The sequence below is a fragment of the Pseudomonas sp. B14(2022) genome (genome assembly GCF_012030485.1).
Taxonomy (GTDB): Bacteria; Pseudomonadota; Gammaproteobacteria; order Pseudomonadales; family Pseudomonadaceae; genus Aquipseudomonas.
Genome location: NZ_JAAUVM010000010.1, coordinates 101,536 through 117,328, shown reverse-complemented (window position 1 = coordinate 117,328; position 15,793 = coordinate 101,536). Strand labels below are relative to the sequence as shown.

Sequence of the window (15,793 nt, the reverse complement as noted above, 5' to 3'; positions counted from 1 at the left end):
GAGTTTCTCCAGAGGTCTGGTCGGTTAAATCCAGGAATGGCGAGCCGGCAACGTGCCGTTCAAGCGATAGGCACCGACGGCGTGATACTTCCAGCGCACCGGGTCGTGCAGGGTGTGCACCCGGGCGTTGCGCCAGTGACGGTCGAGGTTGAACTCCGCGAGGGTGGCGCGGCTGCCGGCCAGTTCGAAGAGCTTTTCGCTGACCAGCAACGACACTTCAGTGGTGAGCACCTTCGCCTCGGCCACGGCGATTGACGCACGCGCGGCGGACTGTGCGGTGATCGGCGCGGCGCTGACCTGGTCCAGCACTTGCCCGGCCTTGCGCAACAGCGCTTCGGCGGCGTGCAGTTCGATCTTCAGCTTGCCGATATCGGCGATCACGTAGAGGTCATCGCTGGCCCGCTCGACCTTGGCGTCGATCCACGGGCGCGAACGCTCACGCACAAAGGCGATGGTGTCATCCAGCGCGCCACGGGCGATGCCGGCGTCAATGGCGGCCTGGATCAGTTGCGAAACGGCGCCCTGGATAGTCGGGCTTTCACCGATACGCCAGTTTTCAACGACCAGTTCGGCCTCCACTGGCACGCGGTCCAGCAGCACGGTGCCGCTGGCGGTGGTGCGTTGGCCGAAGCCCGACCAGTCATCCACGATGCGCAGCCCTTCGGTGCCACGGCGCACAAACGCCATGACCTGCCTGCCGTCATCGTTCAGCGCCTTCACCGCCACCCAGTGGGCAAACAGCGCGCCGGTTGAATAGAACTTCTGGCCGCTGATCACGTAGCCGTCGCCCTGGGCAGTGATGCGCGCCTTGAGCTCCAGGGTGTTCTTGGTGCCGCGCTCCGGGCCGCCATTGCCGATGCGCCAGCCGTCGAGGACGCTCTGGAACAGTTGCTCTTTCTGGCGCCCGGTGGCGGCGCCCTGCAATACCTGCAGGATGCCGAAATGATTCTGCGGGATCTGCCCCAGGGCCGGGTCGGCTGCGCTGATGATCGCGAAGACTTCGGCCAGGGTCACGAATGAGACTTGTGGGCCGCCGTATTCGCGAGGAATGGAAATACTGCCCAGCCCACTGCGGGTGAATTGTTCGATCTGCGCCCACGGCAGCTTACGTTGCTGGTCACGCTGGGCGGCTTGCAGGCGCGCGGCCTGGGCCAGCTCGTGGGCAGCCTTCAGCGCCTCTGCATCGTTGCGCAGCACGGTGGCCGGCAACAGCAGGGGAGCAACGTCCAGATGATTCTGGGGGGGTGTTAGAGCCAAGTTAGACATCAGCGCCGCTCCTTGGCTGCACGTAATGCCCTGGCGTTATGCACCGGGGTAATTCTGACCATACCGACCTCGCATTCAATGAAATAAAAACAGAAAAATCAGAGATGTCCGGTGGTCCGGTGCATATACCCTAAGCGTGTTAAATATTTAAATAAACTAACTTTTGGGAATATGCATAGAAGGTCTGCTACCCAGGTTCGCAGGGTGAGCCAGGGGGGCGCGGTTGATAGATCCGCGCTCTCCCGACCGGCTGGCTCGGCGCGCAGGCGGCAATGCGTAAGGTGCGGGTCGGAGCCCAGCGCGAATTGTTGCCGACACGATCGAGAATGCAGTACGTCACCTCCAGGCGGCTGTCGTCACCTGCCTCGACAATTACCGTCGAAGGCACCCACACCTGCACGACCACCCCGACGCCTTTGGCCTGGATCTTGGGCAGGTCCATGCGTACATCTCCCCAGCGCAGGGTGATGGCATCGCCCGTGGCCATATTCAGGTAAGGCGCGATGGTCAGCGGAATACCACGTCGTACCTGGCGACCGTTGACGCCGTAGCGGCGGATGGTCTCGGGCAGGCCTACAGGGGCAAGGTTCTGGTTTTCGTCGCTGCAAAGCGGGGAGGGCCGGCCTCCCGGACAGTTGGTTTTTACCCGCACGTGGGCCCTGGCCGAGCAGGCGGGTGTGTGGCCGATTTGCATGACCCGGTAGTGAACTTCAGCGGGGCCATCCTGCACAAAACTTTCCGGCACCCGCAGATGGGTTGGCAGGCCGACCTTGCCTGCGGTCACCCGCCGTGAGGCCGCAAAGCAGTTGTTCCAGAACAGCTCGATCAGATCGCCTTCATCCATGCCGGGGTAGGGCTCGATATCGATCTGCAGGTGTGCGGCCGCCAGGGCGTTGATGCCATTTCGAAGGGCCTGGGGCAGCGTCGGGGCGGTGAGCAGGGGGCGTGTCATAAGTAATCTCCTTGATGCAGCCAGCAGCAACCGTTCCGGGCCCTTGGCGCGGGTGCGCGCTGGGTCCGAAAAGAACGATTCGGTGAATAGCCGGGATAGGATCCAATCCTCTGGACGCTAGATAAGAGGGTTGGCCAAGGAGCGTCAATGGAGGCAAAAGGCTAAACGGCGGGTTGGCGCAGATTCAGAAGGGTCTGACTGGGCGGGGGATTTTAAGGGGGGAGTGGTGGGGAGATTTACTCGGTGGAACGAGGCGTTCCTGTAGGAGCTGGCTTGCCAGCGAAGAACGTCCAGACGACACGGTTAATTCGGCTAAACACGTTATCGTTGACGATTTTCGTTGGTAAGCCAGCGCCTGCTGGTGGATCTCAGTGGGCCAGGAATTTGCTCAGGAACTGCCGGGTGCGTTCCTCCTTGGGGTTGGCGAACAACGCCTTGGCTTCGCCTTGCTCCACGATCACACCCTTGTCGAAGAAGATCACCCGGTTGGCGACATCGCGGGCAAAGCTCATTTCGTGGGTGACGATGACCATGGTGCGGTTTTCTTCGGCGAGGCTGCGGATGGTTGCCAGCACTTCGCCGACCAGCTCCGGGTCCAGCGCCGAGGTGGGCTCATCGAAGAGGATCACCTCCGGCTCCATGGCCAGCGCGCGGGCAATCGCCACGCGCTGTTGCTGGCCGCCGGAAAGACGCCGTGGGTAGGCGTCTTCCTTGCCCGCCAGGCCGACCCTGGCCAGCAACTTGCGCCCCAAGGCGATAGCCTCTTCACGCGGCATCTTCTTGACCACGGTCGGCCCTTCGATGACGTTTTCCAACGCCGTGCGGTGGGGGAACAGGTTGAAGTTCTGGAACACAAAACCCACGTGCTGGCGCAGGCGCCGCACCAAGCCTTGTTGCTGGTTGAGCGGTTTGCTCCCGTCGATCTGGATGTCGCCCACCTTGATACGGCCGCTGGTGGGTTCTTCGAGGAAATTCAGGCAGCGCAGGAAGGTGGTCTTGCCGGAACCGCTGGGGCCGATGATGGCGACGACTTCGCCTTCCTTGACCTCCAGGTCGATGCCGTTGAGTACCACCTGACCGTTGAATTGCTTGGTCAGTTTTTCAACCACGATCATGCTTCAAGACTCCAGGTCATGCCGGTTGACCCGGTCTTCCAGGCGGTTTTGGAAATGCGCCAGGATGCTGGCCAGTACCCAGTAGATCAGGGCAGCGGACAGATACATGGTGAAAATTTCGAAGGTGCGCGCAGACACCAGTTGAGCCTGGCGGAACAGCTCTGGCACCTGGATGGTGGCGGCCAGCGCGGTGTCCTTGACCAGCGAAATAAAGCTGTTGCCCAAAGGTGGCAGGGCGGTGCGCATCGCCTGCGGCAGGATGGCCCGGCGTAGAGTCTGCGCACGGGTCATGCCGATACTGGCGGCGGCCTCCCACTGGCCACGCTCGATGGAAGCGATGGCGGCCCGCAGGATTTCACAGGCGTAGGCGGCCATGTTCAGCGAAAAGCCGATCATGGCGGCCGGGATCGGATCCAGCTCGATGCCCACTTGCGGCAAGCCGTAGTAGATCAGGAACAGCTGTACCAGCAAGGGCGTGCCGCGAAAGAACGACACGTAGACGCGGGCTGTCCAGCTCAGCAGCTTGAAGCGCGACAGCCGCATCAAGGCCAGACCGAAGCCCAGCAGCAAGCCGAAAAACATCCCGCCAAGGCTGAGAATCACCGTGTAATACGCGCCCTTGAGCAAAAAGGGCGCGGAGTCCAGCGCGAGTTGGAAACCTGCTTCCATTATTGAGTGACGTCAGCGTTGAAGTACTTCTCGGACAGCTTCTTCAAGGTGCCGTCGGCGCGCAGCTTGTCGAGGGCCTTGTTCACCGCTTCAAGCAGCTCGGGCTCGCCTTTGCGCAGGGCGATACCGGCTTCCTGGCGGGAGAAGGCGTCGCCGGCAGCGGCGGTGTCCGGGGCTTTCTTGGCGTATTCCAGCGCAGCCAGGCGGTCGATCAGGATGGCGTCGATACGGCCGATGCGCAGGTCCTGGAACTTGGTCGGGTCATCGTTATAGGTCTTGATAATGGCTTTGGGTTGGTTGTCCTTGAGCCATTGTTCGTAGTTGGTGCCCAGGCCTACCCCGACTTTCTTGCCGGCCAGGTCGTCGGCGGTCTTGATGGTGTCGACGTTCTTTTTCAGCACCAGCGCCTGAATACCGGACACGGTGTAGGGCGTGGAGAAGTCGTACTTCTTCTTGCGCTCTTCAGAGATGGTGACTTGGTTGACCACCGCGTCCAGGCGCTTGGATTCCAGGGCCGCGAGGATGCCGTCCCATGGTGTGGCCTGGAGCTTGACCTTCACGCCCAGCTCTTTGGCCAGGGCTTCGGACAGCTCGACTTCGAAACCGCTGAGCTTGCCGCTTTCATCGACGAAGCTGAACGGCGGGTAGGTGCCTTCCAGGCCGATTTTGATCTCGCCGGCCTTTTTGATGTTGCCCAGTTGCTCGCCGGCAACCGCCTGGCCCAGCCAACCGGCGCCGAGAGCCAGACCCAAAGTGCCAACCAGCAACGTGCGACGGAATACAGAAATAGTCATGAAGAGCCCCTGTGTTTTTTATGTTGAGCGAAGCAGGTGACGCAGTAGTCGTATCCTGCCTTAAAGCGCGTAGCGCGTCTTCGTCTACGGCGCGATGATAAAGCCGGGGTTTAAGACTTGAAAACAATATAAATCTTAATTGATATTCTATTTTTGAATATGTGTTGAGTCTAATGTGGGAGGGGGCTTGCCCCCGATAGCGGTGTATCAGTAACAGGTGAGCTGGCTGACACTCTGCTATCGGGGGCAAGCCCCTCCCACATTTAGCCCGCGTTTATTCAGTTGAAAACCGAGTCATAGGCAAACAACGCCGGTGCCCCACCGGTATGCAGGAAAATAATCGGGCCATCTTCAAAGCGCTGGCGGCCGATACCGTCGAGCAAGCCGGCCATGGCCTTGCCAGTGTAGACCGGGTCCAGCAGCAGGCCTTCCTGGCTCGCCAATAGCTTGACCGCTGAAAGGGTGCCGGCGTTCGGTTCGCCATAACGGGGGCCGAAATATTCGTCCCACAGGATCACCTTGAACGCCTCGGGGATGTTCACACCCAGCAACTCGGCCGTGCGTTCGGCCAGGCCCTGTACTTTCGGAAACTGCGCTTCTTCGGTGCGCGATACGGTGATGCCGATCACGGGCAGTTGCGGCAGCACTTCACTCAATGCCAACGCCAGGCCGCTGTGGGTACCGGCGCTGCCGGAGGCCAGCACCACGGCGGCGAATTCGATGCCGCTGTCTTCGATCTGCCCGGCCAGCTCCAGCCCGGCGCGCACATAACCGAGGGCGCCGAGGGCATTGGAGCCGCCGATGGGCACAAGGTACGGCTTCTTGCCGTTGCTGCGCAGGCGATCGGCGAGGGCGTTGAGTTGGTCGTCGACGTTGTCGAGGTTTTCCACCAACTCTACCTTGGCGTCGAACAGCTCCAGCAGCAGGCGGTTGCCGTTGCCCAGGTAGTTGGGGTCTTCGGTGTCGGTGGGGTTTTCCAGCAGGGCGACGCAGCCCAGGCCGAGCTTGGCGGCGAGGGCGGCGGTCTGGCGTACGTGGTTGGATTGGATCGCGCCGGCGGTCACCAGGGTATCGGCGCCCTGAGCGATGGCATCGGCCGCCAGGTATTCGAGTTTGCGCAGCTTGTTGCCGCCCATGGCCAGCGGCGTGGTGTCGTCGCGCTTGACGTAGATGTCGCGTCCCAACCAGGTCGACAGCCGTTCGAGTTTTTCCAGGGCGGTGGCACCGCCAAGCAGTTCCAGGCGGTTAAAACGGTCGAGCTGTTGCTTGATCATGGCTACGCACGGTGGCTAAGGGATGGAGGGACTATAGGCAGGCACTTTTCATCGGGCAACCGTCAATCGCTTATGCCCGATGGTTCTTAGCATCACACCATTGGTTCTTAAGGGCGGTCAGGGTGCATACCGTAAAGTGATGGCCATTACGTCAGGAGTGAATACCGTGAGTGAGCGTTCCAGCCATTGGCAATTACAGACCATCGTCAGCCAACTGCGCGACGCCCGTGACCAGTGGCGAACGCGCAATGGCCGTTTGAGCGGCGAGCATGGCGGCCGCGAATTGCCGTCCCGTGAAGCCGTTGCGCAGATTCTCGAAGCCCTGTGTGGTGCGCTGTTTCCGATGCGCCTGGGGCCGGCGGACTTGCGTGAAGAGAGTGAAGATTTCTACGTCGGCCATACCCTCGACGTCGCGCTGAATGCCTTGCTGGCCCAGGCGCGTCTGGAGTTGCGTTATGCCGCGCGCCAGGGCGGCCAGGATGACAGCCAGATCGACGCCCATGCCATCCGGCTGATCCAGGATTTCGCCCTGGCCTTGCCATCCCTGCGCAGCCTGCTGGATACCGACGTACTCGCCGCCTACCACGGCGACCCGGCCGCACGCAGTGTGGATGAAGTGCTGCTGTGCTACCCGGGGATTCTCGCGGTGATTCACCATCGCCTGGCCCACCACCTGTACCGCGCCGGCTTGCCGCTGCTGGCGCGGATCAGCGCAGAAATCGCCCACTCGGCCACTGGTATCGATATCCACCCCGGCGCGCAGATCGGCCCGAGCTTCTTTATCGACCACGGAACGGGCGTGGTGATCGGCGAAACCGCGATCATCGGCGAGCGGGTGCGCATCTATCAGGCGGTCACGTTGGGGGCCAAGCGCTTCCCGGCGGATGAGGATGGGCAACTGCAGAAGGGCCATGCGCGCCATCCGATTGTCGAGGATGACGTGGTGATCTATGCCGGGGCGACGATCCTCGGGCGCATCACCATCGGCAAGGGGTCGACCATTGGCGGCAATGTATGGCTGACGCGCAGTGTGCCGGCGGGGGCGAATATTACGCAGGCGAATTTGCAGCATGATGATGGGGCGCAGAAGTAGACAACCTGCACCGGTCACCTGTGGGAGGGGGCTTGCTCCCGATGGCGGTGGTTCAGCCAGTGCATCTGTGACTGACAGACCGCTATCGGGAGCAAGCCCCCTCCCACAGTTTGACGGCATTCCACGCGGAGGCCGTATTTCATTCAGCAGTCGCTGAACGATTTCCTTTGCTCACCCGTCATACCACTCAGCCCTGCGATTAGTCCCAAACCGCCTATTTATGTTTAACTTGAACGCTTGTTCAAGTTAAACCCGGTGGTTCGCTGCCCGCTCACAACAGGAGGCTTACCTTTGCTGAGTCCGTTTTATACAGCCACATCCCTCACCCTCGGGGTGCACCGTTCATGAGTGCATCGTCTACCCCATCCAGCGGCCTGGTGCGCATGAATGCGCCGGTTTTCTACTTCGCCGCAACCTTCATTTTGCTGTTCGGCATCATTGTCATCGCTATTCCGCAACAGGCCGGTGCCTGGCTGCTGGCGGCGCAAAACTGGGCGGCCAACACGGTCGGCTGGTACTACATGCTGGCGATGACCCTGTATCTGGTCTTCGTGGTGGTCACCGCGCTATCGGGCTACGGCAAGATAAAACTCGGTGCCGACCACGACGAGCCCGAATTCAGTTACCTGTCCTGGGCCGGCATGCTGTTCGCCGCCGGGATCAGCATCACACTGTTCTTCTTCTGTGTGTCCGAGCCGCTGACGCACCTGGTGCAACCGCCCCAGGGCGAGGCCATGAATGCCGACGCTGCACGCCAGGCCATGCAGGTGCTGTTCCTGCACTGGGGCCTGCACGGCTGGGGCGTGTTTGCCTTTGTCGGCATGGCGCTGGCGTATTTCGCCTACCGGCATAACCTGCCGCTGGCGTTGCGCTCGGCGCTGTACCCGCTGATCGGCAAGCGCATCAACGGCCCTATCGGCTATGCGGTGGATGGCTTCGGCATCATTGCCACGGTGTTCGGCCTCGGTGCCGACATGGGCTTCGGCGTGCTGCACCTCAATTCCGGCCTCGACTACCTGTTCGGCATTGCCCACACCCAGTGGATCCAGGTCGGCTTGATCACCTTGATGATGGGCGCGGCGATTCTGGTCGCCGTCGCCGGCGTCGACAAGGGCGTGCGGGTGATGTCCGACATCAACATGCTGCTGGCCTGCGCGCTGCTGCTGTTCGTGTTGTTCGCCGGGCCCACCCAGCACTTGCTCAACACCCTGATCCAGAACATCGGTGACTACCTGGGTGCGTTGCCGACCAAGAGTTTCGATGTGTACGCCTACGACAAACCGAGCGACTGGCTGGGCGGCTGGACGGTGTTCTACTGGGCCTGGTGGATCGCATGGTCGCCGTTCGTGGGCCTGTTCATTGCACGCATTTCCCGTGGCCGGACCATCCGCGAATTCGTGTTCGGCGTGCTGCTGATCCCGCTGGGCTTCACCCTGGCGTGGATGTCGATTTTCGGCAACAGCGCCATCGACCAGGTGCTCAACCACGGCATGACCGCACTCGGTCAGTCGGCCATCGATGACCCATCGATGAGCCTTTACCTGCTGCTGGAAACCTACCCGTGGAGCAAAACCGTGATCGCGGTCACGGTGTTTATCAGCTTCGTGTTCTTCGTCACGTCGGCCGACTCCGGCACCGTGGTGCTCTCTACCCTGTCGTCCAAGGGCGGCAACGCCGACGAAGACGGACCGAAATGGCTGCGGGTATTCTGGGGCGCGATGACGGCACTGGTCACCAGTGCGTTGCTGTTTGCCGGCAGCATCGATTCGCTGAAATCGGCGGTGGTGCTGACGTCGCTGCCGTTCTCGCTGATCCTGCTGCTGATGATGTGGGGGCTGCACAAGGCTTTCTACCTCGAGTCGCAAAAGCAGATCGCCCAGTTGCATTCGCTGGCGCCGGTGTCGGGCTCACGCAAAGGCACCGGCGGTTGGCGCCAGCGTTTGAGCCAGGCCGTGCATTTCCCGTCGCGGGATGAGGTGTACCGGTTCCTTGAGACCACGGTGCGTCCGGCGATTGAAGAAGTGACGGCGGTGTTTGTCGAAAAAGGCCTCAACGTCGTGACCCAGCCCGACCCGTCCAACGACAGCGTCAGCCTGGAAATCGGTCACGGCGAAGAGCATCCGTTCGTGTACCAGGTGCAGATGCGCGGCTATTTCACGCCCTCATTTGCACGCGGCGGCATGGGTTCCAAACAGCTCAACAATCGTCGCTACTACCGGGCGGAAGTGCACTTGAGCGAGGGCAGCCAGGACTACGACCTGGTGGGCTACACCAAGGAGCAGATCATCAATGACATCCTCGACCAGTACGAGCGCCACCTGCAGTTCCTGCACTTGGTGCGCTGACGCTTAACTCCCCGAAAAGCCCCGTTCTACGGGGCTTTCTTAAACTTAATTTCATCCGTCAAGGCGCTGTTTTGACGCGTAACTGTCATCTGGTCACTGCGTAATTGTGTGAAGCGTTTGACGCTTTCATTTCAGAACAGTGACGGAGACCGGTATCCATGAAGACGTTTTTAAGCCCTGTGGTGGGAGCCGCCATGGCGAGCTTTATGCTGTCCGCCCATGCGGATTTTATCGATGACAGCCACGCCGACGTGACCCTGCTCAACCGCTATCTCAACCAGCAGGGACGTGACGTGGTCGGCAGCAATGCCAAGGCCCATAGCGTTCGGGATTGGGGCCAGGGTTTCGAGTTCAACTTCAAGTCCGGCTACACCGAGGGGCCGGTGGGCTTCGGTCTGGACCTGCAGGCGTTCTACGGCTTGAAACTGGATTCCGGTGGCGACCTCAACGACAAGGATCACCAGGGCCGCTATCCCGGCAGCATGTTCCCGCTTGATAACGGCAAATCCGCCGACCAGTTCGGCGTGCTCAGCCCGACCTTCAAGATGCGCTTTGCCAAGGATGAGCTGCGCGTCGGCACGCTGTACGGCAACAACCCGGTGCTGGCCAACACCGACGGGCGCCTGTACCAGCAGACCAACACCGGTGTGCAACTGGTGTCCAAGGACCTCAGCGACTTCACCTTCACCGGCGGTGATATTTTCAAGACCAAGATCCGCAACGAAACCGGCGACCAGGGCATGATCACCGCCGGTGGGACCAAAGAAAGTGACCGCTTCCTGTTTGGCGGTGCGGACTACACCGGCATACAGAACACCACTGTCAGCCTGTGGTACTCCAACCTTGAGGATTACTACCAGCAGTTCTTCCTCGGCGCCAAGCGCCATGACGCCTTGTCGGTCGGTGCGATCGATACCGACGTACGCGTGTTCCGCAGCCTGGGTGTGGGCGGCAACGCCGACGGCGACAAGGACTTTGCCGCCGCGGGCCTGTACGGCGACGGCGTAAACAAGGGCCGCATCAACCAGTCCACCGTCAGTCTGCTGGAAAGCTACAGCCTGGACGGCCATACCGTCGGCCTGGGCCTCCAGAAAAACAGCGGCGACAGCGACTTCCCGTACCTGGATTCCGGCCTCAACAGCGGTGACGCTCGACAAGGCCCAGGCTCGGGTGCCGACACCCCGGCACTGACCAACATGCAGCTGAACAAATTCCAGCATGCCGGCGAACGTACCTGGCTGGCGCAGTACAAATATGATTTGGGCAAACTCGGTCTCAACGGCCTGACGTTCTCCGCTGCCTACGCCCACGGCGATGACATCCGCACCGCCCAGGGCACCACCAGCGAATGGGAGCGAAACGTGGCCGTGGCGTATCAAGTGCCCACTGGTACCCTCAAAGGCCTTGGCGTGACCTGGAAAAATGCCCACGCCAGCCCGGACATTACCGGCGCCACCGTGCAGGATGAAAACCGCTTCTATGTCAGCTATGTCGTTCCACTCTGGTAGGAAATTGCTGTAAAACGGAAGGGCAGACTTAAGCGATTCAGCTGGTTAAAAGGCCTTGGAATATCGTTATTCCCAGGCCTTATTTGCCTACGTCCAAGAGAGGATTCGATGACTTACATTGCTGCCGAAAACCGCTATGAATCTATCCCGTATCGCCGCGTAGGCCGCAGTGGATTGGTGCTGCCGGCACTGTCCCTGGGGCTGTGGCACAACTTTGGCGACAGCACCCCGATCGACACCCAGCGCGCCCTGCTGCGTACCGCGTTCGACCTGGGGATCAACCACTTCGACCTGGCCAACAACTACGGCCCACCCTACGGCAGCGCCGAGATCAACTTCGGTCGCCTGCTGCGCGAAGACTTCAAGCACTACCGCGACGAACTGATCATCTCCAGCAAGGCCGGCTGGGACATGTGGCCGGGCCCTTACGGCCAGGGCGGCGGCTCGCGCAAATATGTGCTGGCAAGCCTGGACCAGAGCCTGCAACGCCTGGGCGTCGACTACGTGGATATTTTCTACTCCCACCGTTTTGATGCCGACACGCCCCTGGAAGAAACCGCCAGCGCCCTCGCCACCGCCGTGCAACAAGGCAAGGCGTTGTACATCGGTATCTCGTCTTATTCCGGGGTGAAAACCCGCGAAATCGCCGCGCTGCTCAAAGAGTGGAAAGTGCCGCTGCTGATCCACCAACCGGCCTACAACCTGCTTAACCGCTGGGTAGAAAAAGACCTGCTGGACACCACCGAAGAACTCGGCGCCGGAGTGATTGCCTTCACGCCGCTGGCCCAGGGCTTGCTCACCGACAAGTACCTCAACGGCGTGCCGGCCGACGCACGGGTCAACCGTCCGGGGGGTGGTTCGTTGCAGGCCAAGCACCTGTCTGAAGCCAACCTTGCCCACGTACGTGCGCTGAACGAAATCGCCCAGCGCCGTGGTCAGAGCCTGGCGCAATTGGCGCTCGCCTGGACCTTGCGCGACCCACGGGTGACCAGCGCGCTGATCGGCGCCAGCCGGCCGGAGCAGATCATCGAAAACGTCGGCGCGTTGAAGAACTTGAGCTTCAATGCGGAAGAACTGGCGGAGATCGATCGGTTTGCGCAGGAAGGTGGAATCAACTTGTGGGAAAAGCCATCCAGCGCTGAATAACCTGACACCACTGGGTCAATGTGAGAGGGGGCAAGCCCCCTCTCACATTTGATTTGCAGTGTGGTTTAGAACGGCACATCCCCAAGAATCGTCGCCCGATGCATCACCCGCCGCTGCGGCCGGTAGTCATCCACCGCGTAATGCTGGGTCACGCGGTTATCCCAGAAGGCCACGTCGTTCTCCTGCCAGCGCCAGCGGAGGGTGAATTCCGGCCGTGTCGCGTGGGCGAACAGCAGCTTCAGGATCGCTTCGCTCTCCGCTGGCTCCAGCTCATTGATCCTGGTGGTGAACCCATCACTGACAAACAGCGACTTACGCCCGCTGACCGGATGCGTGCGCACTACCGGGTGCGACAGCGGTGGGTTTTTCCTGCGGGTTTCTTCCCAGCGCGCCAGGTCTTCGGCGGTGTTGCCAAAGCGTTCCAGCGGAAAGGATTTGGTGAAGTCGTGGGTAGCCGTCAGCCCATCGAGCAACCGCTTCAACGGCGCGGACAACGCCTCATACGCCGCGATGCCACTGGCCCACAGCGTATCGCCACCAAACGCCGGCAACAGCTTGGCGCTGAGTACCGCGCCGAGCGCCGGGGTGGGCAGGAAGGTCACGTCGGTGTGCCACACGGCGTTGTCGCGCACGTCGGTGACGGCGGTGTCGAGGATCAGCACTTCGGGCTGTTCCGGCACGTTGGGGTAGATCGGGTGGATGTGCAGGTCGCCGAAGTTCGCCGCGAACCGCGCCTGCTGCTGCGGGGTGATCGGCTGGCCACGGAAGAACAGCACCGAGTGGGTGAGTAATGCCTGCTCGATGGCATCGCGGTGTTCGGCGCTCAGCGGCTGGGTGATATCGACGCCACTGATCTGGGCGCCCAAGGCGGTGCTCAAGGGGGTAACGGTCAGGCTGCTCATGGGGTTCTCACTCAATGTGCCTGGCCATGCCAAGGCACTAACTTACGCTGCAGGGCGCGCAGGCCCATTTCCATGGCGAAGGCGATCAGGGCGATCACCAGGATCCCCAGCACCACCACATCGGTGACCAGGAACTGCGCCGCCGACTGCACCATGAAACCCAGGCCGCTGGTGGCCGCGATCAGTTCGGCGGCGACCAGGGTCGACCAGCCCACACCCAGGCCGATGCGCACACCGGTGAGGATGTCGGGCAGGGCGCTTGGCAGGATCACATGGCGAATCAGTTGGGTACGGGTGGCGCCCAGCGACTGCGCCGCACGCAGCTTGGCCGGGTCGACAGTGCGCACGCCGGTCGCGGTCGCGATGGCGATGGGCGCAAAGATCGCGAGGTAAATCAGCAGCACCTTGGACAGCTCGCCGATACCGCACCAGATCACGATCAACGGCAGATAAGCCAGGGGCGGAATTGGCCGGTAAAACTCGATCAGCGGGTCGAGAATGCCGCGGGCGATGCGGTTGGAACCGATGGCAATCCCCACCGGCACGGCGGTCAGCACCGCGAAGCCCAGGCCCAGGCCGATCCGGCTGAGGCTCGCGCCCAGGTGCTGCCACAAGGTGGAATCCATATAGCCCGCAGTCGCCAGCAGCCAGCCTTTTTGCAGCACGGCGGAGGGCGGTGGCAGGAACAACGGTTCGACCAGGCCCGTGGCGGTGACGGCCCACCAGAGGGCCAGCAAGGCGATCAGGGTCAACAGGCTGATCCAGCGTGTGCTCAGGCTGCGCCGCAACGGGATAACCGCGTGCGCCACCGGATTGGCAGCGGTGGCGGTGAGTTCGTAGCTGCTCATGCGGACACCTGCCGTTGCGAGAACACTTTGCCCAGCACGTGCTCACGGGTTTCGATAAAGCGCGGGTCGGACTTGATCGCCCGCGCCGACTCGCCGGCCGCGTAGCGCTGGCCGAAGTCCAGGTGCAGACGCTCGACGATCTGCCCCGGGTTGGGCGCCAACAGGATCAGGTCGGTGGCGAGGAACACCGCTTCTTCGATGTCATGGGTAATCAGGAACACCGGCTTGGCCGTGCGTCGCCAGACTTGCAGCAACAGTTCCTGCATCTGTTCGCGGGTGAAGGCATCGAGGGCGCCGAAGGGTTCGTCCATCAGCAGCACGCGCGGGTCGGCGGCCAAGGCGCGAGCCAGGCCGACGCGTTGCTTCTGGCCGCCGGAGAGTTGCCAGATGCGGCGATTGTCGAAGCCGGCGAGGTCCACCAGCGCGAGCATTTCCCTGGCACGCACTTCACGCTGCGCCTTGGGCACGCCGGCCAGTTCCAGGCCGAAACCGACATTGGCCAACACGTCCTGCCAGGGCAGCAGCGCGTCGTCCTGGAACACCACGCCGCGTTCGGCGCTGGGGCCTTTGACCGGTACGCCATCGAGGGTGATGCGCCCGGCAGAAGGCTCGACAAAGCCGGCAATCAGGTTCAACAGTGAAGTCTTACCACTGCCGGACGGACCGAGGGCCACCAGCAATTGCTGGGGCCCCAGGTCGAGTGAAATGTCGGACAGCACCGGTTCTGTGACGCCTGGGTACTGTGCGCTGATGCGCTCCAGCTGTAGCAAGGCCATCGCGATGAACTCCTGGATCAGTGGGTGATGAACTTGGCGCTGACGTAAGGGGCGTAGTCCGGCAGCACGGCGTCGACCTTGCCTTGTTCCTTGAGGAACGCAGCGGTATCGGTCACGGCCTTGGTGGTCGGTGCGCCCAGGAGGGTCACCTGGTCAGCGGCCAGCGGGTAGACGTTGCCTTGCAGCAACAGCGGGATGTCACTGGCTTTGGCGCCGGAGAGCTTCACCAGTTTGTCGACGTTGCCTTTTTCGGCGAGCCAGGCTTGTGGGTCTTTGCGGTACGCGGCGTAGGCATCCAGAGTGACTTTGGCGAAGGCTGTGACGATTTCCGGGTGCTTCTCGGCGAATTCCTTGCGCACGATCCAGGCATCGAAGGTCGGCGCGCCGAACTTGGCCAGCTCGCCGGAGGTGATCAGCACCTTGCCGTTTTCCTTGGCCACGCCCAGTGCTGGGTCCCATACGTAAGTGGCGTCGATGTCACCGCGCTTCCAGGCCGCGATGATCGCCGGCGGGGCGAGGTTGAGGATGGTCACTTTCGACGGGTCAATGTTCCAGTGCTTCAGCGCGGCCAACAGGCTGTAGTGGCCGGTGGAAACGAAGGGCACGGCGACCTTCTTGCCGATCAGGTCCTGAGGGCCGTTGATCCCGGAACCGTTGCGCGCCACCAGGGCTTCGGCACCGCCGATCTGAGTGGCAACCAGGAAGGTTTCCACCGGCACTTTACGGGTGATCGCAGCGGTCAGCGGGCTGGAACCGAGGTAGCCGATCTGCACGTCGCCGGAGGCAATGGCGGCGATGATGTCGGCGCCATTGTCGAATTTGCGCCAGTCGATCTTGGCGTTAGTGGCTTTTTCGTACGCACCGTCGGCCTGGGCAACTTTGGCCGGGTCTACGGTGGTCTGGTAAGCGATGGTTACATCCGCCGCCTGGGCAAACAGGCTGGCACCGGCCAGGGACAACGCGGCCAGGAGGCGCAGAGGGGTTAACAGTTTCAAGGGGAAGCTCCTCAATCAGGCGGCCGAGGGTCGGCGTGTGAGGAGACTAAATGATCTAAGAATTCGAAAATAAATAACATTTTCGAATTAGCTTATGGGCGGAAGGTTGA

At 61.7% G+C, this 15,793-nt stretch carries 14 protein-coding genes; 4 read left to right on the top strand and 10 right to left on the bottom strand.

All coding sequences use genetic code 11. The features are described 5' to 3' along the window. Positions 1-24 precede the first annotated feature (24 nt). From HCF10_RS16710 to HCF10_RS16685, 6 genes are all read right to left on the bottom strand, one after another. Positions 25-1,266, bottom strand: a complete 1,242-nt coding sequence (locus HCF10_RS16710) for an SfnB family sulfur acquisition oxidoreductase (protein ID WP_167655984.1) — start codon at positions 1,264-1,266, stop codon at positions 25-27. A gap of 187 nt (positions 1,267-1,453) precedes the next feature. After that, entirely contained in the window at positions 1,454-2,218 is a 765-nt protein-coding gene (locus HCF10_RS16705) for a hypothetical protein (RefSeq protein ID WP_167655983.1), read from the bottom strand. Between the two features lie 368 nt (positions 2,219-2,586). Continuing rightward, positions 2,587-3,333, bottom strand: a complete 747-nt coding sequence (gene tcyN, locus HCF10_RS16700) for an L-cystine ABC transporter ATP-binding protein TcyN (RefSeq protein ID WP_053140245.1) — start codon at positions 3,331-3,333, stop codon at positions 2,587-2,589. A 3-nt stretch (positions 3,334-3,336) separates the two neighbouring features. After that, a complete protein-coding gene (tcyL, locus tag HCF10_RS16695) occupies positions 3,337-4,002 on the bottom strand; it encodes a cystine ABC transporter permease (protein ID WP_032884921.1) in 666 nt (221 codons plus the stop codon). Then, on the bottom strand, positions 4,002-4,796 hold the full coding sequence (tcyJ, locus tag HCF10_RS16690; RefSeq protein WP_108573701.1) for a cystine ABC transporter substrate-binding protein: 795 nt from the start codon (positions 4,794-4,796) through the stop codon (positions 4,002-4,004). Before tcyJ ends, tcyL begins: the two co-directional genes overlap by 1 nt. Positions 4,797-5,074: 278 nt before the next feature. Continuing rightward, the gene (locus HCF10_RS16685) at positions 5,075-6,070 is read right to left on the bottom strand and encodes a D-cysteine desulfhydrase (RefSeq protein WP_167655982.1); all 996 of its coding nucleotides are present in this window, start codon (positions 6,068-6,070) and stop codon (positions 5,075-5,077) included. 166 nt (positions 6,071-6,236) lie between these two features. Here HCF10_RS16685 and epsC point away from each other — a divergent pair, with 166 nt between their 5' ends. From epsC to mgrA, 4 genes are all read left to right on the top strand, one after another. Continuing rightward, positions 6,237-7,163: a serine O-acetyltransferase EpsC gene (gene epsC, locus HCF10_RS16680; RefSeq protein WP_145335788.1), complete on the top strand. Its 927-nt coding sequence runs from the start codon at positions 6,237-6,239 to the stop codon at positions 7,161-7,163. A 383-nt stretch (positions 7,164-7,546) separates the two neighbouring features. Further along, positions 7,547-9,508: a choline transporter BetT gene (gene betT / locus HCF10_RS16675; RefSeq protein ID WP_167656032.1), complete on the top strand. Its 1,962-nt coding sequence runs from the start codon at positions 7,547-7,549 to the stop codon at positions 9,506-9,508. Between the two features lie 158 nt (positions 9,509-9,666). Continuing rightward, a complete protein-coding gene (locus HCF10_RS16670; protein ID WP_167655981.1) occupies positions 9,667-11,016 on the top strand; it encodes an OprD family outer membrane porin in 1,350 nt (449 codons plus the stop codon). Positions 11,017-11,124: 108 nt separating this feature from the next. Next, entirely contained in the window at positions 11,125-12,162 is a 1,038-nt protein-coding gene (gene mgrA / locus HCF10_RS16665; protein ID WP_167655980.1) for an L-glyceraldehyde 3-phosphate reductase, read from the top strand. Positions 12,163-12,227: 65 nt separating this feature from the next. Here mgrA and tauD read toward each other — a convergent pair whose 3' ends face one another. From tauD to tauA, 4 genes are read right to left on the bottom strand one after another with little or no spacing between them, the layout of a single operon-like run. Beyond that, positions 12,228-13,064: a taurine dioxygenase gene (gene tauD / locus HCF10_RS16660; protein ID WP_145335792.1), complete on the bottom strand. Its 837-nt coding sequence runs from the start codon at positions 13,062-13,064 to the stop codon at positions 12,228-12,230. Between the two features lie 11 nt (positions 13,065-13,075). Further along, positions 13,076-13,912, bottom strand: coding sequence for a taurine ABC transporter permease TauC (tauC, locus tag HCF10_RS16655; RefSeq protein WP_167655979.1), 837 nt, complete (start codon positions 13,910-13,912; stop codon positions 13,076-13,078). After that, positions 13,909-14,688: a taurine ABC transporter ATP-binding subunit gene (tauB, locus tag HCF10_RS16650; RefSeq protein WP_167655978.1), complete on the bottom strand. Its 780-nt coding sequence runs from the start codon at positions 14,686-14,688 to the stop codon at positions 13,909-13,911. The genes tauC and tauB overlap by 4 nt, the downstream gene beginning before the upstream one ends. Positions 14,689-14,705: 17 nt before the next feature. Beyond that, positions 14,706-15,683, bottom strand: a complete 978-nt coding sequence (gene tauA / locus HCF10_RS16645; RefSeq protein WP_145335798.1) for a taurine ABC transporter substrate-binding protein — start codon at positions 15,681-15,683, stop codon at positions 14,706-14,708. Positions 15,684-15,793 lie beyond the last annotated feature (110 nt).

Bases quoted from the DNA above. Each gene is read 5' to 3' on its own strand.
- HCF10_RS16710 (WP_167655984.1), bottom strand. From the start codon at position 1,266: ATGTCTAACTTGGCTCTAACACCCCCCCAGAATCATCTGGACGTTGCT.
- HCF10_RS16705 (WP_167655983.1), bottom strand. From the start codon at position 2,218: ATGACACGCCCCCTGCTCACCGCCCCGACGCTGCCCCAGGCCCTTCGA.
- tcyN (WP_053140245.1), bottom strand. From the start codon at position 3,333: ATGATCGTGGTTGAAAAACTGACCAAGCAATTCAACGGTCAGGTGGTA.
- tcyL (WP_032884921.1), bottom strand. From the start codon at position 4,002: ATGGAAGCAGGTTTCCAACTCGCGCTGGACTCCGCGCCCTTTTTGCTC.
- tcyJ (WP_108573701.1), bottom strand. From the start codon at position 4,796: ATGACTATTTCTGTATTCCGTCGCACGTTGCTGGTTGGCACTTTGGGT.
- HCF10_RS16685 (WP_167655982.1), bottom strand. From the start codon at position 6,070: ATGATCAAGCAACAGCTCGACCGTTTTAACCGCCTGGAACTGCTTGGC.
- betT (WP_167656032.1), top strand. From the start codon at position 7,547: ATGAATGCGCCGGTTTTCTACTTCGCCGCAACCTTCATTTTGCTGTTC.
- HCF10_RS16670 (WP_167655981.1), top strand. From the start codon at position 9,667: ATGAAGACGTTTTTAAGCCCTGTGGTGGGAGCCGCCATGGCGAGCTTT.
- mgrA (WP_167655980.1), top strand. From the start codon at position 11,125: ATGACTTACATTGCTGCCGAAAACCGCTATGAATCTATCCCGTATCGC.
- tauD (WP_145335792.1), bottom strand. From the start codon at position 13,064: ATGAGCAGCCTGACCGTTACCCCCTTGAGCACCGCCTTGGGCGCCCAG.
- tauC (WP_167655979.1), bottom strand. From the start codon at position 13,912: ATGAGCAGCTACGAACTCACCGCCACCGCTGCCAATCCGGTGGCGCAC.
- tauB (WP_167655978.1), bottom strand. From the start codon at position 14,688: ATGGCCTTGCTACAGCTGGAGCGCATCAGCGCACAGTACCCAGGCGTC.